The following is a 25511-nucleotide window of genomic DNA, read 5'->3' as shown; positions in this document are numbered from 1 at the left end:
CGCGGACGTAACTCAAGGGCTCGTACGACCGTTACCGGTTCTTGATGCACGGGAGAGGGATTCGGCGGACGCACGGAGAGGCGACCCAAGGACCAGGCGGGGCTTGTGATTGCCAGCGAAAGACTGGCTCTCACGCCGAGCCGGAAGGCCTGGGCGGAGATCGCGGCGTCCCGTCGCCGTCGCCCCCTTCAATAGCCGAACGCCGAGTATTGACCTCGTGCTTGTGAGCGTTAACATCCATATTGTTCGTCCTCCGTGCTTGCGCACGGGAGCGGAGGGCGCACCTGCTGACGCGCGTAGGTTCGCGCCGCCCCGGCCGCCATCCGGTCGACACTCCAGCAAGAAGAGGGAACCGGTATCTTCCCAGCTCAAGGGCCTCTTTTGAGCGACCTATGCTGGTGGCGGCGCTGCCGACTCCTCCGGCAGAACAGACCGGACCGGGGGCGTTGATGCGGGGAAACGGCGAGACGGTGTTGCTGGACGTGCTGGCCGGTGCGGCCGAGGCCGCGCCCGGTCAGCTGATCGTGCATGTGCGCGGCGACGGCGACGAACGGACCGTCACACACCACGCACTTCTCGCCGACACCCTGCGGGTCGCCGGAGGGCTGCTCGACGCGGGGCTCGCGCCGGGGAGCCACGTGGTGGTACCGGCCGAACGGAGCGAGGAGTTCCTGCCGCTGTTCTGGGGCGTCGTCGCCGCCGGTCTCGTACCGGTTCCGCTCGCCCCGAACGTACGAAGGGTCCTGCCCGTCTGGGAGTTCCTCGACCGGCCGCCGGTGGCCGTCGGCGAGTCCACCGCGCCGCTGCTCGACGCCCTGCCCGACTCCGTACGCTCCCTCACGCTCGGCGCGCTGCGGGAGCACCCCGCTCCGTCGCGGCTGCCGGAACGCGCCCCCGGTGACGTGGCGTTCCTGCAGTTCTCCTCGGGCAGTACGGGGACACCCAAGGGGGTCGAGCTGACCCACGCCGCCGTCCTCGCCAACCTGACGCAGATCCGTGCCGCTGCGGGCATCACCTCCGAGGACGTGATCGCCACCTGGATGCCGTACTTCCACGACATGGGGCTGATCGGCACCCATCTCGTCCCGCTGGCGGCGCGGATCAAACAGGTGCGGCTCGAACCCCTCACGTTCGCCAGGCGTCCCGCATGGTGGCTGGAAGCGGCGGAACGGCACCGGGCGACGCTGCTCTCCGCCGCCAACTTCGCCCTGGCCCTCGTCGAACGGCGCGTCCCGGAGGACGTACTCGCGCGTCTCGACCTGAGCCGTGTACGGATGATCCTGGTCGGCGCGGAGCCGATCTCGCCGGCCGTGTGGCGGCGCTTCGCGCGCCGGATGGAGCCCACCGGGCTCGCGGCCGGCGCACCGCAGCCCGTGTACGGCCTCGCGGAGGCCACCCTCGCCGTCACCTTCCCACCGCCCGGCGAGGTGGCGGAGCCGCTCACCCTGGACCGGGCCGCCCTCGGCCTCGGCCGCGCGGTGGACACCGTGCCCGGTCCCGACGCGGTCGAGCTGATGGACGTCGGCCGTCCCGTGCCCGGGTGCGTCGTGCGGATCACCGACCACGCGGGCGAGCCCGTCGACGACCGCCGCGTCGGCCACATCGAGGTCCGGGGCCCGCAGGTGGCCCGGGGCTACCACCGGGCCACGGAGGCGACGGCGGACGCGTTCGTCGACGGATGGCTGCGCACCGGTGACCTCGGTTTCCTGCGCGACGGACGGCTGTGCGTGACGGGTCGGTCCAAGGACGTCCTCTTCGTCGACGGGCGTACGTTCCACGCCGCCGATTTGGAGGAGGTGGCCGCCGGCACACCGGGGCTCGGGCGTGGCCCGGTCGCCGTCGTGGGCTCCACCGATCCGGCGGGCCGGGGCGAACGGGTGGTGGTGTTCCTCGCGGCTCCGTCGGCGGCCGCGCCCCTGTCCGTGTCTTCGGGGCTCTTGCGCGAGGTCCGGAACCGGGTGCGGGTGGCGGTGGGCCACGACGACGTACGGGTCCTGGCCCTGCCCGTCCGGGCCTTGCCGCGCACGACGAGCGGCAAGCTCCGGCGCGGGGCGCTGCGCGATCGCTTCGAACGCGGGGAGTATCCGCAGATCCGGGAGCGGGGGGCGACGGGGTGGCTCGGGGCGGGGCGGGAGGGCGGCGCGCCCGGCGTGGGGGCCTGGCGGGAAGCCGAGGCGGTTGGCGTGGGGGCAGAGAGCGACGGCGGGTCGGCTGGGGTCGGGGTGGGGGGAGAAGGCGGCACGGCTGACGTGAGGGCTGAGCGGGAAGGCGGCGGGGCTGGCGTTGGGGCGGGGGGCGAAGGCGGGGCCGCTGACGCCGGGGCAGAGGGCGAAGGCGGGCCGGCCGGTTCGGGGACCGGGCGGGAAGGCGGCGCGGCTGATGCCAGGGCAGGGGGTGAAGGCGGGGCCGCTGGCGCCAGGACTGAGCGGGAAGGCGGGGCGACGCGGAAAGTTCGTAGCGCGGTCGGGAGGTCGGCGTCGCGCCCCGCGCCCCGGTCCCTGTCCGAGGTCGAGGCCGTCGTCCTCGGTGTCTGGGCGCGGGTCCTGGGGCTGCCCGTCGAGGAGATCGGGTCCCACGACGACTTCCGTGCGCTCGGGGGCTCGTCGCTCAAGGCGATGGAGGTCCTGGCCGCCCTGGAGGACGAGTTCGACGCCCGACTGCGTCCGTCGGACATGCGCGACCACGCCACCGTGGCCGCGCTCGCCGGGATGCTCCTCACGGCCGGCGATCCGTCCGACGACCCGTCCGACGGCCCGTCCGACGGCCCGTCCGACAGGCGTGCCTCGGGCGGGCCCCCGTCGTCCCCCTCCCCCGAGCGGTCAGCCCATGGGGTCGAGCCCGTGGTCGCCGTGTCCGCGGTGGCCTGTCGTCTTCCCGGGGCCGACACCCCGGAGGCGTTCTGGGACCGGCTCGTCGAGGGCTACGACGCCGTCACCGGTGTACCCGCCGGACGGTGGGCGGACGCCTCGGACCGCGAGGGACGCTGGGGCGCCTTCCTCGACGACCCGGCCGGATTCGACGCGGAGTTCTTCGGCATCGGAGACGAGGAGGCCCGGACGACCGACCCCCAGGCACGGATCCTCCTGGAGCTCGCCCACGAGGCCCTGGAGCGGGCCGGGTACGCGGGTGCGCGCCGACGGGGACGTCGGGTGGGCGTCTTCGTCGCCGCCGGTGAGAGCGGTTACCGACGGATCCTGGAACAGGCTTACGGCGAGCGGGAGTTGCCGGTGTCCGCGCTGACGGGGAACCTCCCCAACATGCTCGCCGCCCGCGTCGCTCACTGTCTCGACCTGACCGGGCCCGCGCTCGCCGTCGACACCGCGTGCTCGTCGGCGCTGGTCGCGTTGCACCTGGCGCGCCGCAGTCTCCAGGCGGGCGAATGCGACATCGCGGTCGTCGGTGGCGTCCACCTCAACCTGACACCCAGCGGGTACGCGCTCCTGGAGAAGGCACAGGCGCTGTCCCCGACCGGGCGCTGTCACGCGTTCAGCGCGGCGGCCGACGGCTTCGTCCCCGGGGAGGGCGGCGCGGCGCTGGTCCTGACGCGTCTCGACGAGGCGGAGCGCGCCGGTGATCCGGTCCTGGCGCTTCTCCGCGGCACCGCCGTGAACAACGACGGCCGCTCGCTGAGCCTGATGGCCCCCAACCCCCTGACACAGCGTGAGGTCATCACGCGCGCCTACCGCGAGTCGGGCGTCGACCCCGACACCGTCTCCTACGTCGAGGCCCACGGCACGGGTACGCCGGTCGGTGACCCCGTCGAGGTGCGCTCGCTCGCGCACGCCTTCCCTCCGCGCGCCGACGGGACGCCCAGGCTGCTCGGCTCGGTGAAGACCAACGTCGGGCACCTGCTCAACGCCGCCGGGATGCCGAGCCTGGTGAAGGTGGTGCTCGCCCTCGGCCGGCGCCGGCTGCCGCCGCCCCCGCGTCCCACGGCCCCGGCGCCCGCGCTCGACCTGGCGGGTTCCGGTTTCGCCCTGGTGGACGAGGAACGGGCCTGGGCGGCGCCCGGTCCGCTGGTCGCGGGGGTCAGCGCCTTCGGCTTCGGCGGGACCAACGCCCATGCCGTATTGGAGGAGGCACCCGTCCAGGCCGTACGGGATCCGGCACGCGACCACACCGTACGGGAACCGACCCGCGCCCGTTCCGTACCGGATGAGGCACCAGCCCCTCACGTGCTGGACGCGGCACCCGCCCCCTCCGTACGGCACGACGCACCCGCCCCCTCCGTACGGGACGACGGACCCGAGGAGGCGCCCGCCCCGGCTCCGCGCCGTTCGGCGGCTGCGGCGTCGGGCGGTCCCCGGCTGCTGACCCTGTCGGCGTGCGGAGCGGACGGGCTGCGGGCCGCCGCGGTCGGGCTCGCGAATCACCTGCGGGACCACCCCCATCTCGACGAGGGCGATGTCTGCGCCACCGTCGCCGCGGCCCGGGACGAGGGGCCCGACCGCCTCGCCGTCGTCGCCGACGGCGACCTCGCCGACCGGCTCGCCGCTCTCGGCGGGGCCGCACCGGTCGGTGACCCGGTGCGGTCGCGGGCACGTCTCGTGCTCCTCCTGCCAGGGCAGGGCACACGGCCGCTCGGCCAGGCGCGCGCCCTGTACGCGGACGCCCCGGCCTTCCGGGAGGCGCTCGACGAGGCGTCCGGTCATGTGGGGCTCGTCGGCGGGCGCAGCCTCAACGCCTGGTGTCTCGACACCGACGTCCCGCCCCGCGCGCTCGCCGGAACCGAGGTGGCGCAGCCGCTCCTCGTCGCGTACGGCGTGGCGCTCGCCCGCCAGGTCCGGGCGTGGGGCATCACCCCGGACGCGGTCGCCGGGCACAGTGTCGGTGAGATCACCGCCGCGTGCGTCGCCGGGACGCTGTCGCTCGCCGACGCCGTACGGTTCGCCGCCGAGCGCGGCCGGCTGATGGCGGAGCTGTGCGCGCCGGGCGCCATGGCGGCGGTGCGCTGCGACGAGGCCACGCTCGCCCCTCTGGTGGCGGGCGCTCGGGGCGCTCTGACTGTGGCGGCGGTCAACGGCCCCGACCAGGTCGTCCTGGCAGGGACGGAGGCGGCTGTCGAGGGCGCCCTCGACGAACTCGCCGCCCGGGGGATCGCCGCGCGCCGTCTCGGTGTGGCGCGGGCCTTCCACTCCCCCCTGATGGAGCCCGCGCTCGACCCGCTCGCCGCCGCCGCACGTGCCCTCACGTTCCGGACATCGGCCACGCCCCTGCTCAGCACGGTGACGGCCGCGTGGCAGCCGGTCCTGGACCCGGTGTACCTGCGGGACCACGCGCGGCGGCAGGTCCGCTTCGGCGCGGCCGTGGACCGCCTCCTGAGCGAGGGTTACGACACGTTCGTCGAGCTCGGTTCCTCCTCCCTCGGCGGATCCGTGCGCGCCGTCGCGGCGGGGCGTCCACGCGGATCCCGGGTGCTCGCGCTCACGGCGGGGAACCGGGACGGCGCACGGGGGCTCCTCGACGACGTCGGCCGGCTCTGGCAGCGGGGCGTACCTCTGGACCGTACGGCGATGGACGCCGGGCGGCGCCGGGTCACCGTACCGACGTATCCGTTCAGGCGGCGCCGCCACTGGCCCGATGCCGTCCCCGTGCCTCGTCCGTCGCTGCACGGGTTCCATTGGGACGACGCTCCTCTGACGCCCGGCCCCGGGCCGCGCACCGTCCTCGTCGGCGGCCCTGACTCGCCGTTCGCCCGCGCGTTCGCCGAACGGCTCACCGGGCGCGGTGTCACCGTCCGACGGGCCGGGGAGCCTCTGCCCGACGGTGTACCCGCTCCCTCCGCCGCCGTGCTGCTCGCCGGCCCGGCCGTGGAGCCGGACTCCGCGGCGGAGCTCGACGCGGCCCACCGTGCCATGGTGACCGCGCTTCAGGACCTGCTGCCGCACCTGGCGCTCCACCGCCCGCGCGTGCTCGTCGTCACCGAGGACGTCCATGTCACCGGTACCGGGCCGGAGCGCCCGCGTCCCGCGCAGGCGGTGCTGACCGGCCTCACCCTGGCGCTGCCCGAGGAGTTGCCCGGTGTCGAGGCCCGCAGCGTCGACCTGTCGACCCTGGACGAGGTCGCCGTACGGCTGGACGCGCTCGACCACGAGCTGTCGGCGCGGGCCGTGCCGACGGACGGCGGCGGAGGCGGATTCGAGCCGGCGCCCGTTCTCGCCTGGCGTGGGGGCCGCCGTCTTGGCCGGGCCTTTCGGCCGGTGCCCCCATCGGTCGTCGACGGGCCCGGGTCGCGGGAGGTCCTGCCGGTCGACGGCGTCTATCTGATCACCGGCGGGGCGGGCGGAGTCGGTGGCGCGCTCGCCCGCGGCCTCGCCCGGCGGGGGCGGCCGACGCTGGTCCTCACCGGTCGCTCGACGGTGCCGCCCGAGGGGCTCCTCGCCGAGCTCCGTACGCTCGGCGCCACCGCGGAGTACCGCACCGCCGACGTGTCCCGCGAGGCCGACGTCGAAAGGCTCCTCGCCGGTCTCCCGCGCCTGGACGTGCTGATGCACGCGGCCGGTACGGTGCGCCCCGGGACGCTGCGGGCGAAGTCGCCCGACGACGTGGCCGAGGTGCTGGCCGCGAAGACGCGGGGCACCCTTCTGCTCGCCCGCGGCCTCCTCGCCCACGAGCTGCGTCCCGCCCTGTGTGTCGCGTTCTCGTCGGTCGCCTCGGTGCTGCCGGGCCTGGCCGGGGCGATAGGTGACTACGCCGCCGCCAACGCGTATCTCGACGCCTTCGCCGTCGCCGAGCGTGCGGCCGGCCGCCCGTGGCTGGCCGTCAACTTCGCCGCCTTCGCCGGTACGGGACTGCTCGCGGCGAGCGGCGCGTCGGTCGTCGGCACCGGTGCCGGGCGCGGGCCCGTGGCGCTGGAGACGGAGGCCGCGCTCGACGCGCTGCGGGCCGCCTGCCGTACCGACGCCGGGCAGCTGATGGTGGCCGACCTCGTGTCGGCCCCCGCTCCTGCCGCACCCCCGTCGCCGGAAGCGGGCGCGGCAGCCGGAGCGGGGGCGGGGGCGGGGGCGGGGGCGGGCGTAGCGCGGGCCGCCGCCGCGCAGCCGTCGCCGCCGCAGGGGACGGGCGTCGAGCCCCGCGCGCGCCGCCCCGAAGCGGCAGGTGGCGTACAGGCCGTCCTGCGGCTGCTGCTGTCGGAGGCCCTGGACGTGTCCCCGGACGACCTCGGGGACGACGTACCGCTGCTCGGTCTGGGTCTGGACTCGCTCATGGCCGTCGATCTCGTCAAGCGGCTGGAGACGGAGCTGAACCGTTCCCTGCCCATCACGCTGTTCTTCGAACACCGGACACTGGGGGAGCTCGCCCGCCAACTCGGATCCGAGGACGTCCTGCCCCCCACCCCCGGCCCGGACGCACCGTCGGCGGGGGCGGCCGGCCTCGGCATTCCCTTCTCCCTGACACCGGTTCAGCTCGCGTTCCACACCCTCGGTGAGTTGTACCCGGACGTCGCCGCCTACGGGTACGTGACCCAGGACGTCAGGGGCCCGCTCGACGCCGACCTGCTCGGCAGGGCGCTCGGGCTGCTCGCCGAGCGGCACGCGATGCTCCGTCTCCGGATCCTCCCCGGGGAGGCCGGGCCCACGCAGGTCGCCGTCCCGTCCGGTCACGAGCCGGTTCCCCCCTGGTACGAGGTGCGCGACCTGCCCGGTGACGTCCCGGCCGGGGAGGAGCTGGCGCGGCTCGAAGAGGCCTTGCGCAACCGGCCCTTCGACCTGACCTCGGAGGCCCCGATCCGGGCGGTGCTCGCCCGCACCGAGATCGCCGACACCGCCGGGGCGACCGGAGCGGCCAGGGCGGCCGCAGCGGACGGAGCGACCGGGGCGACCGGGGCGACCGGGGCGACCGGGGCGACCGGGGCGACGAAAACGGCCACCGGGAACGCGCGGGCCGCGCGGGCCGCCCGCACCGGCGGCGTCGCCCGGGCCCCCGAGGCCGCCGTCTCCGCCCGTCTCGTCGTCGTGGTGCATCACGCAGCCGCCGACGGCTTCAGTCTGAACGTCCTCGGCGAGGAGCTGTGGACGCTCTACACGGCCCTCTCCCGGGGCCGCTCCCCCGGACTCCCGCCGCTGACAACCGACTTCGCCACCTACGCCGCGCACGAGCGGGCGGAACGGTCGGAGGCGGCTCTCGCCGAGGACCGGGCGTACTGGCGCGAGGTGCTCGCCCGGAGGGGTGCGCCGCTCGCGCTGCCCTACGACGGGGATCCGCTGGGGCCGCCCGCTCCCCCACTCCTCGCCCACCAGGTGACCCCGGGGCCCGGCGTGTCGGCCGCGCTGCGCGAGGTGGCCGCGGCGCACGGCGTGTCGCTGTTCCACCTGCTGCTCGCCGCGTACGCGCGCTGTCTGTCCCGTTGGGGCGGGGGCGAGGAGAACGTGTCGGTCAACGTCGCACGGGCCCGCCGCGAGACGCGGCTCCCCGGGATCGACCGGCTGGTGGGACCCCTGGCCGACACCCTACCGATCCCGGTCCACGTCCGCCCGGACGACCCGGTGCTCGCGCTGGCGGTGCGACTGCGTGACGCGTGGCCGGAGAGCGAACGGCACGGTCGGCTGACGAGTGCGGATCTCGCCCGGCTCATGCCCGTGGACGGGGCGGGACCGCGTACGGCGGGGCCCGCGTCGTTCAGTTTCGCGCGGTTCCCCGTCTCCCTCGACTCCGAGTGCCCGGTGCGGGTCCGTCCGACCTCGGCCGGGACGGCCTCCGCCGCCACCCGGCTCAGCCTGCTGTGCTGGGAGTCCGAGGGGGAGCTGTCGTTCTCGTGGAACTTCCCGGCCCGGCTGTTCGAACGGACCACGATCGCGCGGCTCGCCCACGAGCACCTGGCCGAGATCACCGAGGCCGCCGGGCTCACGGCGACGACCGGCCCCTCCCCCACCCCTTCGGGCGAGCCCCCGGAGGTCCGCCCGGACGTGCACCCGGACGTGCACCCGGACATCGTCGCCCGACTGTGCGCCCGGTTCCGTGCGACGCCGGACGCGGTCGCCGTCGACACGGGTGACGGCGTCATGACCTACGCCGAACTCGACCGGGCCTCTCGCGCGCTCGCCGGGCGCCTGCGCGCCCACGGCGTCGCCCCGGGTGACCCGGTGGGCCTCCTGACCGCACCGGGCGCCGACACCGTGACGGGTGTGGTGGGCATCCTGCGCGCGGGAGCGGGCTGGGTGCCGCTGGACGCGGCGCATCCGCCCGCCCGTCTGGCGGACCAGCTGGAGCGGTCCGGCGCCCGTACCCTCGTCTGTCATGCGGAGACCCGCGCGTCGGCGGCGGAGCCGGCCTCGGCCGCCGGCGTCACCCTCGTCATGCTCGACAGTCCCGCGTCCGAACCGCTTTCCGGGACACCGGAGTTCCCGGCCTCCGGACCCGACGCACTCGCGTATGTGATCTTCACCTCCGGTTCGACCGGACGCCCCAAGGCGGTGCCGATCACCCGTCGCGCGATGACCAACTACCTCGACTGGGCGCTTGCGACGTTCGCGTACGACGCGGGTGACCGCCTCGCACAGACGGCGTCGGTCTGCTTCGACGCATCGGTACGCCAGCTCCTCGCGCCCCTGCTCGTCGGGGCCACGGTGGTCACCCTGCCCAGACAGCTGCTCCGCGATCCCGAGGCGTTGCTCGACCGCGTCGAGTCGGCCCGGATATCGGTGTGGAGTTCGGTCCCGAGCCTCTGGTCCCGGCTCCTCGAAGCCGCCGAGACCCGGGTGCGGGACGGCGCACCGCCACCGGACCTGTCGGCCCTGCGGTGGATCCACGTCGGCGGCGAGGTGCTGCCTCCCGCCCATGTGCGCCGCTGGTACGACCTGTTCGGCCCCGGTCAGCGGATCGCGAACCTGTACGGGCCCACCGAGGCCACGATCAACGCCACGTTCCACATCGTCGGCAGCCGCCCCGCCGACGACGTACGGGTCCTGCCCATCGGCACGCCCCTCACCGGTACGGAGGTCGACGTGGTGGCGGCGGACGGGCGGCGCTGCGCGTCGGGTGAGCCGGGCGAACTGCTCATCGCGGGTGTGGGGCTCACGCCCGGCTACCTCGGCGAACCCGGCCTGACCGCCGCCGCGTTCGTGGAGCGCGACGGGCGCCGCTGGTACCGCAGCGGTGACCGGGTCCGGCGCGACGGGGCCGGTGTGCTGGAGTTCCTCGGCCGACTCGACGACCAGGTCAAGGTCCGCGGGCACCGGGTGGAACCGGGCGAGATCGAGTCGGTGCTGCTCGCGCACCCGGCTGTCGCCCGCGCTGCCGTGGTCCACCGGGACGAGCGGCTGAGCGCCTTCGTTCAGCGCCGGCCGGGCGTGCCGGCTCCGGATTCCACGGTTCTGCGCGCGCACCTGGCCCGGACGCTGCCGGAGTACATGCTCCCGGGCCGGATCCATGTCGTCGACGACCTTCCCCTCACGGGGACCGGGAAGATCGACCGTGCCCGGCTCGGGATGCCGGGGCGGAGGCCGGTCGCCGGGTCTGCGCCCGGGCCCGTCACGGGGTCTGCGGCTGGGCCCGTCACGGGGTCCGCGCCCGAGGCCGTCGCCGGGTCCGGGACTGCCGCCACGCCCAGGTCCGTCGCCGGGTCTGCACCTGAGTCCGTCGCCGCGCCCGGGTCGGTCGCCGGGTCTGCGACCGAGGCCGTCGCCGGGGACAGGTCCATCGCCGCGCCCGGGTCCGTCGCGGGGTCTGCGGCCGGGACCCCGGGTCCCGTTGTCGGGGCCTTGGGTACGCCGACCCCACTCCCGGCTTCCACGCCGCCCACCACACCGACCGAAGTCCTGCTCGCCCGCGTCTGGTCCGAGCTGCTCGACACGGAGGAAGTCCGGCGTGAGGACGACTTCTTCGAACTCGGCGGCGACTCCTTGCTCGTGCTCCAGGTCTTCGCCCGGCTGCGCGAGGAGATACCGTCCCTGCCGAGGCCCACGGTCGTGTACGCCCACCGCACCCTGGGCGCCCTCGCCGCCGCCATCGACCGCACCCCCACGGACGCGGAGACCGTCGACAACGCGGGCCCCGTCCCCCGGGGTGACGCGCACGGTCCTTCCCCGTTCCCGCTCACTCCCTCCCAGCGCGGCTTCCTCCTCGCGGAGGCGATGGCACCCGGCTCCGACACGGCGTGGCTGTCGTGTCTGCGGATCGACGGGCCGCTGCGGCGAGACGCGTTCCAGCGGGCCGTCGACGCCTGTGTGGTGCGGCACCCGATGCTGCGGACCGTGTTCCCCGCCGGTGCTCGCCCGCCGGTCCAGCAGGAGCTTCCGCCCGCCCTGCGGCTCCCGGTCGACTTCGAGACCCTCGCCGAACCGGGCCTCCTTGCGTCGCGGATCGCCGAGGAACGGGCCCGCCGCTTCGAGCCCTGGGCATGGCCGCTGCTGCGCCTGCGGCTGCTGACGCTCGGGCCCGCCGAGCACGCGCTCGTCGTGCACGCGCACCATCTGATCGGTGACGGCTACAGCGTGGCGCTGCTCGGCCGGGAGCTCCTCTCCGTCTACGACCGGGTCGTACGGGGTGAGTCCGCCGAACTCCCGCCACTGCACGGCACGTTCCGCGACCATGCGAGCCTTCAGGAACGCCTGCCGTGCTCCGCCGAGGGCAGGGCCGGGCTCGACGAGCCCTATCGGCGCCCGGTCCTCGGGGGTCGCGTCGGCGCCGGGTCGCCCGACCCGGTCGCCACGGCACCGCCGTACCGCTCCACGGGGTTCACCCTCGACGCGGACCAGGTCGCCGCGTTGCGCGGGATCGCCTCCGACGCGGGTACGACGCTCTTCGCGCCGGTCCTCACCGCGTACTACCGGACGCTGGCCGCGACGACCGGGCAGGACGACCTGATCCTCGGCCTGGCCGTCTCCGGCCGGGACGACGCGCGGCGCGACGCCGACCGGGTGTTCGGGCCGTACGCCGCCGCCGTACCGCTGCGGCCTGGCCCACCGCCCGGTGCGGGAGGGGCGGGCCGCACGTTCGCCGAGGACCTGCGGGCGGTCGTGGCCGAGGTGGAGGCGGCTCGTACGGAAGGAGTCGGGGCCTCTCGGGGGGACGGCGGGCTGCCGCCGGCCGCGCAGTTCTTCTTCACGTTCCTGGACTTCTCGTCGCTCGGCCCGCTGCGCGGCGACACGCTGAGTCTGCGGTGGGACGAGGGCGACGCCGTCCTGGCGCCCCCTCCGGCGGGCACGGACACGTTCCTCGCGGTGCGTCCGGTCGGTGCGGGAGAACTGAGGGTGACGCTTCGCGCGTCCACCGCCGCCTTCCCCGACGAGACGGCGTTCGCCGCGTTCACCGGCGCCCTGCGGAGCGGGATGACGGTGGACGTACGGGCAGGGGCGGTCCCGGACGCGGCTCCAGTCATGGCGCCGACTCCCGCCCAGGAGTCGGCAGCGGTCCCGGAGTCGGCTCCCGCCCAGGAGTCGGCATCGGTCCCGGAGTCGGCTTCGGTCCCCGATTCCAGGCCGGCGTCGGCACGGGCATCCGCATCGGCATCGGCATCAGCCCGCGTGTCGGCCGCGGGGTTGCCTCCCGCCTTCGGCGTGTCGTTGGACTCCGCTCTCGTCGGCTACCTTCCCCCGCCCGGTCAGCTCGCCGCGCTCGGCGGAGCGGAGGTCGACGCGGCGTCACGTGACGAGCTGCGCCGACTGCTCTTCCCCGACGGGCGTCCCCGGCTCGTCGAGGAGATCGGTACCCGGCTCGGGCGGTCCGGATTCGTCTGCCTTCCACTGTTCGCGGACGAGCTGGCGTCGACGCCCGACCTGGCCGGGCGCACGGCCCTAGCCGTCGAACACGCGGCGGCGCTGGGGGCTCGCTGTGTCTCCCTCGCGGGCATGATCCCGTCCCTCACCGCGTACGGCTACGGGGTCCTGCGCGAGACGGCCACGCCGATCGCCGTCACCACCGGGCATGCGGCGACGGTGGTGTCCGTGGTCACGACCGTCCATGCCGCGCTCGCGCGGACGGGTCGTGACCTCGGCGGTCTGGTCGTCGCGGTGGCCGGTCTCGGCTCCATCGGCGGTTCGTCCCTCGAACTGCTCCTCGCGCGGGCCGCCGAACCGCCCGCTCGGCTGCTCCTGTGTGACGTCGCGGGCAGTGCGCCCCGGCTGCGGCGCCTGGCCGACGACCTGATCGCCCGCGGTCTCGTCCGGGGCGTGGAGGTCCACGAGTCCGGTCCTGCGCTGCCGGCAGCCGTGTACGAGGCGGACGTCCTGGTCACGGCGGTCAGCGGAGGCGGGGCGGTGCTCGACGTGTCGCGGTTGCGGCCGGGCTCGATCGTCGTCGACGACTCGTTCCCGCACTGCTTCGACGTGGCGGGCGCCCTGGCGAGGATGCGGGAGCGGCGGGATGTGCTGATCGTCGGCGGGGGTCTGCTGTCCGTCGGGGCGGTGGAGCGCCGGACGGCGCCGGGGCTTCCGCCGGCAGCGGCGGCGGGGTACGCGGCGCGGTCGGGGCTCCCCGGCACGATCGCCTCGTGCCGGCTCGAGTCGCTGCTCCGTGCAGCGCACCCGCAACTCCCGCTGGTCCACGGCCTGGTGGACGGCCGGATCGCGAGGGCCCACTGGCGGGTCATGGAGGAGGCGGGCGTCGAGGCGGGGCCGCTGCACCTGCTGGGGCAGGTGGCGGGCGCGGAGGACGGCGACCTCGAAGGGTTCCCGTCCCCGCGCACGCCCCCCGGAGGGGGTCCGTCGCCGGACCGGGCCAGGGCGAGCTGACCGCCGCCCCGGCGCGGTGGTCCGCGCGGTGCACGAGGACGGCGGCGTGGGCCCGGCGGAGCGGTTCGTCACTCGGCCGGGCCCACCGCGCGCCCGAACGGCACGGAGCCCCAGCGCGTACGTACCCACCGCTTTCACGACCGCCGCGGAGCCCCGGCGCGTACGCACCCATCGCGTACGCGACCGGCACGCAGACCCCGACACCTACACGTCCACCGCCTTCACGACCGGCGCGGATCGTCCCTCCCTACGCCCACGTCAGGTCGCTACTGTCCCACCCTGCCGTCGACGCACTCGCGCAGCAGGTCCGCGTGCCCGCAGTGGCGGGCGTACTCCTCGATCCGGTGGACCCACAGTTCGCGGACGGCGGTCTCGTCCCGGATCACCCGGGCACCCAGGTCCGGCCACGCCAGGAGCGCGGCGTCGGTCGCCGCCTGTTCACGCGCGAGGTCGGCGAACGCGCTGTCGACGAGCGTCTGTTGCGCGACGGCTCCTTCGAAGTCGCCGTCGGCGTCCCCGTACAGCGTCGGTTCCGGGTCTCCCGGCGGGATCCAACCCCGCCAGTCCCGCTCCACCTCCGCGAGGTGGCGGACCAGTCCGAGCAGGGACATGGTCGACGGCGGCACCGAACGGCGGGCCATCTGCTCCGGGTCCAGTCCTTCGCACTTCATCCGCAGGGTCAGTCGGTAGCCGCTCAGGAAGTCCTGGAACGTTGCCAACTCACCTTCCGGACCGGGTCCTTCGCTGTTGCGGGGATCCTTGTCGGGGTCCGCCCACATGTCGGGGTAGACGCTGGCCTCGCTCCACCGCTCGGGCGTGTCGCTCTCTGAGTTCACGGTGCCGAGGATGCAGAGCGGAGGCCCGATGTACAAATCATTAATCGTGCCCATTTCACGCAGGAGTGCGTGAGAAGGCGTGTGGGCCGTGGAGGCGATGCGAAGGGATCATTAAGAAACCTTGTTGAATAAGCCCGCTCGCCGGTTGCCCTCTTGATTTGCTCCTGCCAACCCGCACAGGGTTCTCTCGAACGTTTGACGCCCCACACGTCAACACGAGGAGAGATCCCCTTTCATGGCAACTCACAAGCGATCCCACGGTCTTCGCAACGCGGTCATCGCCACAGGTGCGGCAGGCGCCGTCACCGCGGCACTGTTCGCGGGCAACATCGCCGGGGCGGCCGCTCCGGCGACAGGGACCGTGCACGGACTCGGCGCACCGGGCGCCGTGTCCGGCAGCTTCGTCGTCATCCTCGACGCATCCGCGAACAAGGCGGAACTCGCGAAGAAGTACGGCGGCACCCTCGAACGCTCCTACGGTTCCGAGGTCAACGGTTTCTCCGCGTCCGGCCTCAGCGTCGACGAGGCCAAGCGGCTGGCGGCCGACCCCGCCGTCGGGACGGTCGTGCAGAACAAGCGCTTCAGCATCAACGAGACGCAGGACAAGCCCCCGTCCTGGGGCCTGGACCGGATCGACCAGGCCGACACGGCCGGTGACCAGAAGTACGCCTACCCCGACAACGGCGGCGAGGGCGTGACCGCGTACGTCATCGACACCGGCGTGCGGATCTCCCACCAGGACTTCGGTGGCCGGGCGAGCCACGGCTTCGACGCCGTCGACAACGACGCCACCGCCGACGACGGCAACGGCCACGGCACCCACGTGGCCGGCACGATCGCCGGCACCTCCCACGGCGTCGCCAAGAAGTCCAGGATCGTCGCAGTGCGCGTCCTCGACGACAACGGCTCCGGCACCACCGAGCAGGTCGTGGCGGGCATCGACTGGGTGACCCAGAACCACTCCGGGCCCTCGGTCGCGAACATGAGCCTCGGCGGCGGCGCCGACGAGGCGCTGGACGCGGCGGTGAAGCGGGCCATCTCCTCGGGGGTGACCTTCGCGGTGGCGGCGGGCAACGAGTCCTCCGACGCCGGGCAGGGCTCGCCGTCCCGGGTGCCGGAGGCGCTGACCGTGGCGTCCAGCACCAAGGACGACCAGCAGTCCTCGTTCTCCAACTTCGGCGCCGTGGTGGACCTGTACGCGCCCGGCTCGGAGATCACCTCGGCCTGGAACGACAGCGACACCGGTACGAAGACGATCTCCGGTACGTCGATGGCGGCGCCGCACGTGGCGGGCGCAGCCGTCCTGTACCTGGCGGCCAACCCGTCGGCGACGCCCGCCGACACCGCCGCCGCGCTGACCGGGGCGGCCACGGCGGACGCGATCAAGAACCCCTCCTCCGGCACCGCGAACAAGCTGCTGAAGGTGGCCCCGTAGTCACCACCGCTCCCCGGCTCGCACCACCGACCGGCGTGACGGCCGCGCCGTGAGCCGCTCGGAAGGCGGCCCTCCCCACGGAGGGCCGCCTTTCCTCGATCCACCGGCGACACGGGCTGCGGCATCGTGCTGCGATGCCGCAGACGCCGCCCGCCGTGTTCCGGACCCCCTACGTCTGGTCCAGGATGAACGTGCGGAGCGACGGCTCGACCATCACGTACACCAGCGGGCGACGACGGCTCGGCCCCCGGGGCGCGCACAGCGCGATCAGCGTCGCCGTCGGCGAGCCGGACGAGGAGCCCAGCGCTCGAAGGGGCGACGGCCGAGTCCCGTCGTCACCCTGACGGCCGGGCGTCCCACCGGCCGACCACGCCCGGGAGTTCGACCCGGGACCGGATGCCCAGCCTGGCGAAGACGCTCCGGAGGTGGTGGTCCACCGTCCGGGGGCTGAGGGTGAGGCGGTCGGCGACCTCCCGGTTGGTGGCGCCCCCGGCGACGAGGCGGGCGATGCGCTGCTGCTGAGGCGTCAGCCGGCCGAGCGCCGCCGGGTCCGTGACCCCGCCGGTGGTGCCGCCGGTGGCACGCAGCTCGGAGCGGGCGTGCTCTGCCCAGCCCTCCGCCGCGGCCCGCTCGAAGGTGACCAGGGCGTCGCTCAGCGGACCACGGGCGTCGCCGGGCCGCCGACGGCGCCTCAGCCAGGTGCCGTAGGCGAGGAGCGTACGGGCGCGTTCGAAGTCGTTGCCGCAGCTGTCGTGGCGGCGGACGGCCTCACCGAACCAGTACGCCGGCTCCTCGCCCGGCGCCAGCAGCGCCCGGCAGCGGGCCAGTTGGGCCGGTGCCGTGCCGTCGATGCCCTGGACGGCCCAGATCGCGTACTCCTCTGCCGCTTCCCGTGCCTCGGCGCGCCGCCCGGACACGACGGCCGCCTCCACGAAACAGGGGATCACCAGCATCCGCAGCGCGAAGTGGCCGCTCCGTGGGCCCTGGCGGACGAGGGGAAGGAGCCGCGCGGTCGCCTGGGCGGCGAGACCGTGCCCGAACTCGGCTCTGGCCAGCGCCCATTCGGCGAGGGTCGCGGCCTGGACGAGGCCGTGCGGGCGCGCGGTGTCGAGGGCCCGCCCGGCGTGCTCCGTCACGGTCCGCCCGTCACCCGCCACCGAGGCGACGAGGGCCAGGACGGCGTGCTGGTGCGCGGCGACGTTGTGCTGGCCGGTCTGCTCGGCCGCCCGCAGTCCCTCGTGCGCGGTGCGCGCGGCTCGGCTGTACCGGCCGGCCCTCAGTTCGGCGTAGGCGAGGTGTTCCAGGACCCGGGGCACCAGGGCGCTGCGGTGCTCGGCGCGGGCGCGGACGAGCGCACGGGCGTGGATCCGGGCCGCCGACGCGGTGTCGCCGAGCACGAGCGCCGCGGAGCCCGCCCGCAGGAGCAGGCGCGGGTCGTCCTCGACGCCGTCCCGCGCGACCACCCGCGCCAGGACGGAGCGGGCCTGGTCGAGGCGGATGTCGAGGGCGGCGCGCAGCCCCACGACGAAGTCGCGTTCCGTGCCCCGGGCCGCCTTGCCGGGGTCGAGGGCGGCCAGGCACGCGGCGACGTCGCCCCCGGCCCAGGCGGCCTCCATGGCGAGGAACCGGGCGTCTGACGCCTCGGCCGGCTCCCGGTCGCCGAGCAGTTCCGCCGCTTGCAGCAGCGCCTCGTGCGCGTCCATGACCGGGCCGCCCGCGAGCGCCGCGAGACCGCGGACGAGCTGGGCACGGCCGCGGACCACGGGAGTGAGGGCGCGTACGGCCGGGGGCGGGCCGAGCCGGTCGGCGCGGTGCCCCTCGCCGCGGACGAGTGTCGGGTCCGACGCCGGGACGGGTGGAGGGACCGGGGCGATCCCGGAGGGGGCGGAGGCGAGCGCCGCCCGGCCCAGGAACGGGTCCTCGAAGCGGAGCGCGTCACCCGTGCGGCACAGCAGCCCGCCCGCGATCAGGCCGTCCAGCGGCTCGACGGAGGTGCGGGTCGCCCGCGCGGTGGCGAGGACCGCGCCGAGACCGACCTCGTATGCCTGCGACGATCGCCCCGCTCCGGCCCGTTCCGGCTCGCGGGGACGGGGGCTTCCCACGGGCGCGGCCGTGCCTTGAGGGAGGTCGGCGGGGTGCGGCGGCTCGGCGGCTTCGGAACGGTTGAGGGACCCGGCGTGGTCAGGGGCTTCGGAGTAACCGGGGGGTTCCGGGGCCGGGGTGTCGACGTGGGTGCGGCCGGGGGACTTGGGGACTGGAGTGTCGGCTTCGCTGCGGCCGGGCGGGTGCGGCGGGTCGGTGGCCTCCGTGCGGCCGGTCAGGGCGACCACCGCGAGCAGCCTGCGGGAATCCGCCGGGAGACTGTCCACGAGACCGCCGTACACCTCGGCGAGGACGGCGCCGTCGACGAGGGGCCGGGACGGGACCGCGGTTCCGGTCACGGGAGCGGAGGCGAGCCGCCGTACCGCCGCGGCGAGGACACCGGGGTGTCCGGCCGTCTCGTCGAGCAGCCGCTCCACGAGCCCGGCCGACGGCGGCACCGCGCACAGGTCGCCCAGGAGGGCCCGCGCGCCGTCCCGGGTGAGCCGCCCGAGCCGTACGGCCTCCGCGTCCGGCACGTCGGGGAGACGGTGGTGGCGGGCCGCCGACACGAGCCAGACCGTGCCGCCCCAGCGGCTCCCCGGCTCGCGCCAGGCCGTGGTGAGCGCGGCGCGCGAGTGGGCGTCCCACAGGTGCAGATCGTCCAGGCAGATCAGGGCGGGACGGCCGGCGGTCAGACTTCCGACTGCGGCGGCGAGGCCTGCCTCGCCCCGCGCGAGCCGGAGCGCGCGGCGCCCGGCGGGCGGGTGGGGCGCGAGGGCGGCGCACAGGGATCGCACCCCGCTCCACGGCCCCCGGTGCGGGGGTGCGGCGACGCAGAGGGCGGTGCCGGGGAAGTCGTGGGCGGCCCGCGCGAGCAGCGCGGTGCGCCCCTCACCGGGGTCGCCGGTGACGAAGAGGACGCCGCCCGTTCCGGTGCCGGCGCCTGCTGAGAGCCGGGCCACCGCGGCGAGTTCGGTCGTACGGTCGTACAACCGCGGGCCGGGGGCGGCGGCATGTGTCGCTCCGCTCACGACGATCACGTTACCGACCCGTAGGTATCCGCGGAAGGCTCCCGGGCGTGGGCGTGGGCAAGGGCCCAGACCCGGGAGCCGTGTCCTGTGACGGCGCACAGAGCGTCCGGACGCCGGCCGTCGATCGTCAGGAACCGAGCGGGCAGGTGCCCCGGTACTCCTCGATCGTCAGGCTGGGCCGCGGCAGCGGGCAGAGGAACTGCTCGTACCGGGTGTCGTCGTCGATGAAGCGCTTGAGCCAGGAGATGCTGTACTTCGCGATCGTCGTGTTCGAGGTGTTCGGGGTGAAGTGCGTGGCGCCGTTCAGCTCCAGGTACGCCTTGTCGAGCGAGCTGGGCAGGCTCTGGTAGAAGGGCTCCGAGTGGCTGGAGACGGGGGCGACCGTGTCACCGTCCGCACCGATGATGAGGGTGGGCGTGCGGAGTTCGGGCCAGGTCTTGTCCGTGTTCCACCCGGTCAGGGGGATGGCGGCCTTCAGCGAGGGCCGGCTCTTGGCGGCTTCGAGGCTGCCGCCGCCGCCCATGGAGTGGCCCATGACGCCGAGGCGGGTGGCGTCGATCCTGCCCCGCACGGTGCTGCGCTGGGTCAGGTGGTCGAGCGCGGCCAGGAGTTGGCGTCCGCGGCTGTCCGGCTGGTCGACGGTGCTGAGGGTGTCGATGGTGAACACGACGAAGCCCTGCGAGGCGAGGCGCGGTCCCAGCCATGCGATCGAGGACTGGTAGGCGGTGAAGCCCGGCGAGATCACGACCGCGCCGAACGTGCCGTCGCTCGTGGACGTCGGGTAGTAGATGGTGCCGCCTCCGAAGCCGCTGGCGGCGAGGGAGGAGACGTTGGTCTCGGAGACGGCGTACGGGCCGCGCAGGGCCTCGATGCTCGACTGGGTGGGGGCGGGGCCCCGCTCGTACGGGTTGGCGGCGGTACCGGCGGCGCTGGCACCCGGGGTGGCGAGCAGGGTGAGGCAGGCGGCGGTGGCGGTGGCGGCTGCGGCAAGGTGTCGATTCACGACGGAGTCGTCCTCTCGTGTCGTGTGGCGGCCACCCTCGGCTGGAACCGGGGGCGGCACGTCCTGGACTGGCCCGGTCACTGTCGACGCGGCGCGGCACGCGGGCATCGGCAGAACCACCGGTCTCCCGTCACGACGGGACCGCCCGGCGGCCGGGGCGGGGGGTTCGGCAGGGACGGCGGAGCCCCGCGTACCCTCACCGCCCGGCGGCCCGGACGTGGAGGACACCGCGTAACCTCACCGGCCCGACGGCCCGGACCTGGGGACACCGCGTAACCTCACCGGCCCGGCGGCCCTGACGTGGGGGGCACCGCGTAACCTCACCTCGGAATGGCGGCCGTCGCGGGACAGCGGCGGAGCGTACGAGGGACATCGGGTCCGGGGCGACGCGGATCGCGGGACGACGGACGCAGGGCGAGCGGGGAACGGACGATGACGCAGGTGCGCGGGCGGGGGACGGAGCCGGGCGGGGACGAGCGGGACCGGGCCGCGACCGTGCGCGTCTTCGTCGCTCTCGCCCCTCCCGACGAGGCGAAGGACGAGCTGGCGCGGGAGTTGGGCGCCGCGTACGACGCGTATCCGCGCCTGCGGTGGAACCGCATCGAGGACTGGCACATCACGCTCGCGTTCCTCGGCGAGCTCCCCGTCGCGACCGTTCCGCTGCTGCGTCCGCCGTTGGCGGACCTCGCGGCCTCGCTGCGGCCCGTCGAGCTGGCGCTGCGCGGCGGAGGGCACTTCGACGAGCGGGTGTTGTGGAGCGGGCTCGCCGGGGACCTGGAAGGGCTGCACGCACTCGCCGACGGCGTCCGTGCCGTGGTCAGGGACTGCGGTGTCCCCTTTGAGGACCGGCCGCTGCGTCCCCATCTGACGCTGGCCCGCGCCCGCCGCGACGATCAGTCGAGCGTGGTGGACATCGCCGGCGGACTCGCCGGATTCACCGGCCGTCGTTGGCGGGCGGAACGCCTCCATCTGGTCGGCAGCGACTTCGGCCGGGGGCCCGGGCCGATCCGCTACCGCGACATCGAGGCCTGGTCCTTCGACGGGCGCTGAAGCGTCCCGGGTCGGTACGGGTCGCAACCGTTCGGGGGCCCTGACGCGTGTTTCCCTGTGCAGTGATCGCCACGGAGGAAAGGAAAAACGTTGTCCGTCTCAGGTCTCACCCCGTCCCGTCGCACCGCTCTCGCCCTCGGCGCCGGCGCCGTGCTGGCGTCCGCGTCCCCCCTCGTCGGGTCGGCGTACGCCTCCTCGCCCGGACCGACGAACGCCGGCGGGAAGGGCCCCGGCGGTAGGCGCCTCGTCGCAGAGCTGCGGGAGCTGGAGCACCGGCACGCGGCCCGGCTCGGTGTGTTCGCCCACGACGTGCGGTCGGGGCGCTCGGTGGCGTACCGCGCCGAGGAGCGTTTCCCGATGTGCTCGGTGTTCAAGACCCTCGCCGTCGCGGCCGTGCTGCGCGACCTCGATCACGACGGCACGTTCCTGGCGCGGCGCATCCGCTACACGGAGGCGTACGTCAAGCGGTCGGGCTGGTCCCCCAGGACCGAGCTGCCGGAGAACCTCGCCCACGGGATGACCGTCGCCGAGCTCTGCGACGCCACCCTGCGCTACAGCGACAACACCGCAGGGAACCTGCTGCTCCGCGAGCTGGGGGGCCCGACCTCGGTCACGCGGTTCGCCCGGTCGGTCGGTGACGGTACGACGCGGCTCGACCGCTGGGAGCCCGAGCTGAACTCGGCGGAGCCCTGGCGGGAGACCGACACCACGACGCCCCGCGCCATCGGCCGGACCTACGGGCGGCTGCTGCTCGGCGACGCGCTCGCGCGCGAGGACCGGGAACGGCTCACGCGCTGGATGCTGGCCAACACCACGAGCGGTGAGCGGTTCCGCAAAGGGCTGCCCGCGGACTGGCTCCTCGCCGACAAGACCGGCGGCGGCCGGTACGGCGGTAACAACGACGCGGGGGTCACGTGGCCGCCGGACGGCGGCCCGATCCTGCTCGTCGTGATGACGACGCGGTTCGAGGAGGACGCCCCGCCCGTCGATCCGCTGGTGGCCGACGCGGCGGCTCTGGTGGCGGCGGAACTCCGCTGACGAGGGCCGGGACGCACGTGCTCGGTTAAATGGGTTGAGCGTCGTCTCCGGCTTTCCTAGGCTGTGGGCACACGCTGAAAGGAGGTGGTCCGAGAACATGGTTTCTTTTCGGATTCGTGAGGTGACTGCGGGCTAACGGCCTGCCGTCGCACTCTGTGCACCTCGGCAGGTCACCTGCCGAAAACCACGCAGTCACCCGACCCGTGGGCCGCCGGTATTCCGGCCGGCTCCCGTCCGAACTCGAGCGGACGGGACCAAGGCCCACGGGTCGTCCGCGTTCCCGGACACCTGGCGCCGGACGCTCCCCCTCCGGTCCCGCACCCCTTCCTGCCTGTGACGGCACCCACATCCGTCCGGAAGAAACGATCTTGCGTTCACGTCCCCGTCGTGGTCCGATGTCCTGTCTTTCTCATGATCGTCATATAGGGGGCAGAATGACCAGAGGTATGGACCGGCGTTCCGTCATGCGCGGACTGGCCACGGCCGGAGCCGGCGCGACGGTGGGGGCACTGGCGACGGGGAGCGGACCGGCGTACGCGGCGGGTTCCGGGGACGACCCGTACAGCGTCGACGTCATCAGCAAGGGCGCCGACCCCACCGGCGCGACCGCCAGTGACGCCGCGTTCCGCGCGGCCGCCGCCGAGGTGCTCGCCTCGTTCCAGCCCGGCCCGATCTCGGGAGCGATTCCGAAGAAGGTCCTGGTCATTCCGCCCGGCACCTACCTTCTGACCCAGCCGGACTCGCTGCTGCCGAACGTCAACGGCGAGGGCAACGGCGGCATCGTCGACGGCGTGTCGATCACCGGCTACGGCAAGCGGCTGTCCCGGATCGTGTACTCGCCGGCGGCCGACGACACCACGCTGTGGACGAACTACCAGCGCTACAAGAACATCCGGATCTCCGGACTCACCTTCACCAGCACCAACCCCACATCGAGCTTCAACTACGCCTACTCCTCGGCCGACTACGGCGTCCAGGACACCTGGTACACGGACGTCGAGTGGCGTGGCAGCTGGAAGCGCGGCATCGGTCTTGACGGCCCGGCCACGACGTCCAACCTCAACAGTGAGATGGGCTGGGACCACTGCCAGGTCGGCGGCTCCTACTCCGACGCGTTCCTCGTCCTGGGGATGACCCCGGCGGCGACGCAGCAGGACCAGTTCCTCAACTACTGGTTCCGCGACTGCAAGGTGGAGTACCAGTCGGGTGTGTTCGTGAAGAACAACCGGGGCGGCTCCATGAACTTCATCGGCGGCTCCTACATCCTCACGGACGCCGCGTCGAACGGTACGTTCTTCCAGCTCACCGCCGACGCGACCACCCGGGCCGACTCCGTCGCACGGCTGTACGCCCAGGGCATCCGGTTCGAGCTGCGGGGCGTGGGCCACAAGGTGATCGACTCCCGCTGGTACAAGGGGAACATCACCTTCGTGTCGTGCGACGACACCGCCCTCAGCTTCAAGTCCTGGGCGCCGAACGCGGTCACCCACGTGTACGACTTCCACGCGAACGGCGCCCGGGGTCCGATGGTGCGGTACGAGGACTGCGGGCTGATGGGCTCTCACCAGCTGACGACCGGGGCCACCGCGACCACCTCCGGCAAGGTGCTGTACGACGGGTGCCGGTTCATCGACATGTCGACGGCGACCGGGACCACCGGGTTCCTCCGCTGGACCGGGGCCGTCGCGCCCCGCTACGAGATGCGTGACTGCCTCATCGGCGCGAACCACCTGGCGGACGTGAAGAACCCGGCCTGATCGCCGAACCCCGCCCGCCGCCGTCGGGCGGACCCCGCGCGGACCGCGACACGTTTCGCGGTCCGCGCGGCGGTTCATCGCACGTACACCTGGACTTCGGGCCTCCGGCCGTCCGGGGGCCCCGGGCCGACACGGAGAGGCAGCACGCTCACGCAGGACCGACCCCCCTGCAGAGGAGAGTTGCGTGACTCGCCCCACCACCGCCCGTTCGCTCGCGCTCGTCATGACCACGGCGCTCGCGGCAGCGGCCCTTGCCGTACCGGCCCAGGCCCACCACCGCGCCTCCGGAAGCCCATTGCCGACCGTGACACCCCGCGCGGAGACGCCGGTGCTGCACGACGACGAAGCGGGCGGCAACGCCGACGCCGACGACCCGGCCATCTGGCGCAACGCCGCCGCCCCCGGCCGCAGCCTCGTCATCGCGACCGCCAAGGAGGGCGGCCTGCGCGTCTACGACCTGGACGCGCGACCGGTGCAGTCGATCGCCGCTCCCCCGGCCGCCGGTCCTGACGACGTCCCTGGCCGCTTCAACAACGTGGACCTCGTCCAGGGCCTGCGGCTCCCCTCGGGCCGGGCCGACCTGGCCGTCACCAGCGACCGGGGCCACGACCGGCTGCGTTTCTACCGCATCGACCGCGACCGCGCCGGCGGCCCGCTCACCGACATCACCGACCCGGCGGCGCCGCCCGTGTTCTCCCGGGACCAGGCCGAGATCAACGACCAGCGGACCGCCTACGGTCTCGCGACCTGGACGGACCGCGCCACGGGCAAGTCCTTCGCCCTCGTCAGCCGGCGGGAGCGCACCAGCATCGCGCTGCTCGAACTGCTCCCGGCCGCGGGCGACAGGATGACGTACCGCAAGATCCGCACCCTGGACCTGCCCTCCACGTTCCGGCTGCCCGACGGCACCTCGTGGTCCCCCTGCGGCGAGCCCGAAGAGCTGCCGCAGGTCGAGGGCATGGTCGTCGACCCCGCCGACGGCACCCTCTACGCCGGGCAGGAGGACATCGGCGTCTGGCGCCTGCGCGCCGACCTCACCGGCACGCCGAAGCTGATCGACAAGGTCCGCGAGTACGGCGTTCCCGGCGTCTACGACGAGGAGACCGAGGAGTGCGCGCCGGGCGCCGACCCCGGCTTCGGCGGCAACCGGATCTCCGCGGACGTCGAGGGCCTGACCCTGGTCACCGAGTCCGACGGCGACGGATACCTCCTCACCTCCAGCCAGGGCGACAACACCTTCGCCGCCTACGACCGGGAGCTCGGGGACGACAACGAGTACGAGGGCGGGTTCCGGGTCGGGGCCGCGCACAGCGCGCTCGACGGCTCCGAGGAGTGCGACGGCGCCGCCGCCCTGAACGCCCCCCTCGGCACGAAGTACCCGCGCGGCCTGCTCGTCGTGCAGGACGGACACGACGCCCCCGCCGACGGCGACCGCGCCGCGACCAACTTCAAGTTCGTCGACCTCGGCACCGTCCTGGACACCCTCGACGACTGAGCCTTCCTCCGGCCGCTCCCCCGGGCCGGGGCCCCCGCCCCCCGGGGGGCGGGGGGCGGCCCGGGCGGGGTTCACGCGGGGGTGGGGTGAGGCGCCACCCCCGGAGGCGTGGGC

Annotated in this window: 10 protein-coding genes; 7 read left to right on the top strand and 3 right to left on the bottom strand. The window is 74.3% G+C overall.

Annotation, left to right across the window (positions count from 1 at the left end):
* Window positions 1–449 precede the first annotated feature (449 nt).
* On the top strand, window positions 450–13670 hold the full coding sequence (locus ABZ567_RS30760; protein WP_360796232.1) for an amino acid adenylation domain-containing protein: 13221 nt from the start codon (window positions 450–452) through the stop codon (window positions 13668–13670).
* 266 nt (window positions 13671–13936) lie between these two features.
* Here the strand turns inward: ABZ567_RS30760 and ABZ567_RS30755 are convergent, their stop codons facing one another.
* Complete coding sequence (locus ABZ567_RS30755) at window positions 13937–14506, bottom strand: DinB family protein (protein ID WP_360796229.1); 570 nt, start codon at window positions 14504–14506, stop codon at window positions 13937–13939.
* A 235-nt stretch (window positions 14507–14741) separates the two neighbouring features.
* Between ABZ567_RS30755 and ABZ567_RS30750 the strand changes: the two genes are divergently transcribed.
* Together ABZ567_RS30750 and ABZ567_RS30745 are read left to right on the top strand one after the other, a co-directional pair.
* Window positions 14742–15941 carry a S8 family serine peptidase gene (locus ABZ567_RS30750; protein ID WP_360796227.1) on the top strand — a complete coding sequence of 400 codons (1200 nt, stop codon included), beginning with the start codon at window positions 14742–14744 and terminating at the stop codon, window positions 15939–15941.
* Window positions 15942–16075: 134 nt separating this feature from the next.
* The gene (locus ABZ567_RS30745) at window positions 16076–16285 is read left to right on the top strand and encodes a hypothetical protein (RefSeq protein WP_360796224.1); all 210 of its coding nucleotides are present in this window, start codon (window positions 16076–16078) and stop codon (window positions 16283–16285) included.
* Here ABZ567_RS30745 and ABZ567_RS30740 read toward each other — a convergent pair.
* Window positions 16277–19054, bottom strand: a complete 2778-nt coding sequence (locus ABZ567_RS30740; protein ID WP_360796221.1) for a LuxR C-terminal-related transcriptional regulator — start codon at window positions 19052–19054, stop codon at window positions 16277–16279. The genes ABZ567_RS30745 and ABZ567_RS30740 overlap by 9 nt on opposite strands.
* 127 nt (window positions 19055–19181) lie before the next feature.
* On the bottom strand, window positions 19182–20006 hold the full coding sequence (locus ABZ567_RS30735; RefSeq protein ID WP_360796316.1) for a dienelactone hydrolase family protein: 825 nt from the start codon (window positions 20004–20006) through the stop codon (window positions 19182–19184).
* Window positions 20007–20489: 483 nt separating this feature from the next.
* Between ABZ567_RS30735 and thpR the strand changes: the two genes are divergently transcribed.
* The 4 genes from thpR (at window position 20490) to ABZ567_RS30715 (ending at window position 25397) form a co-directional block, all read left to right on the top strand.
* Window positions 20490–21107 (top strand): RNA 2',3'-cyclic phosphodiesterase, encoded by a 618-nt coding sequence (gene thpR, locus ABZ567_RS30730; protein WP_360796218.1) that lies wholly within the window; start codon window positions 20490–20492, stop codon window positions 21105–21107.
* Between the two features lie 90 nt (window positions 21108–21197).
* Complete coding sequence (gene bla, locus ABZ567_RS30725; RefSeq protein ID WP_360796215.1) at window positions 21198–22145, top strand: class A beta-lactamase; 948 nt, start codon at window positions 21198–21200, stop codon at window positions 22143–22145.
* 446 nt (window positions 22146–22591) lie between these two features.
* Complete coding sequence (locus ABZ567_RS30720) at window positions 22592–23902, top strand: hypothetical protein (RefSeq protein WP_360796212.1); 1311 nt, start codon at window positions 22592–22594, stop codon at window positions 23900–23902.
* Between the two features lie 223 nt (window positions 23903–24125).
* Window positions 24126–25397 carry a phytase gene (locus tag ABZ567_RS30715; RefSeq protein ID WP_360796313.1) on the top strand — a complete coding sequence of 424 codons (1272 nt, stop codon included), beginning with the start codon at window positions 24126–24128 and terminating at the stop codon, window positions 25395–25397.
* Window positions 25398–25511: the final 114 nt, after the last annotated feature.

Origin of the sequence: Streptomyces sp. NPDC016459 (genome assembly GCF_040632845.1) — a bacterium.
Classification (GTDB): domain Bacteria; phylum Actinomycetota; class Actinomycetes; order Streptomycetales; family Streptomycetaceae; genus Streptomyces.
Note: the sequence above shows the minus strand (reverse complement) of the source record. Positions and strands in the feature narration are given on the sequence as shown.

Coding starts and splice junctions, on each gene's coding strand:
- thpR (WP_360796218.1), top strand. CDS start 20,490: ATGACGCAGGTGCGCGGGCGGGGGACGGAGCCGGGCGGGGACGAGCGG.
- ABZ567_RS30760 (WP_360796232.1), top strand. CDS start 450: ATGCGGGGAAACGGCGAGACGGTGTTGCTGGACGTGCTGGCCGGTGCG.
- ABZ567_RS30720 (WP_360796212.1), top strand. CDS start 22,592: ATGGACCGGCGTTCCGTCATGCGCGGACTGGCCACGGCCGGAGCCGGC.
- ABZ567_RS30750 (WP_360796227.1), top strand. CDS start 14,742: ATGGCAACTCACAAGCGATCCCACGGTCTTCGCAACGCGGTCATCGCC.
- ABZ567_RS30745 (WP_360796224.1), top strand. CDS start 16,076: ATGCCGCAGACGCCGCCCGCCGTGTTCCGGACCCCCTACGTCTGGTCC.
- ABZ567_RS30715 (WP_360796313.1), top strand. CDS start 24,126: ATGACCACGGCGCTCGCGGCAGCGGCCCTTGCCGTACCGGCCCAGGCC.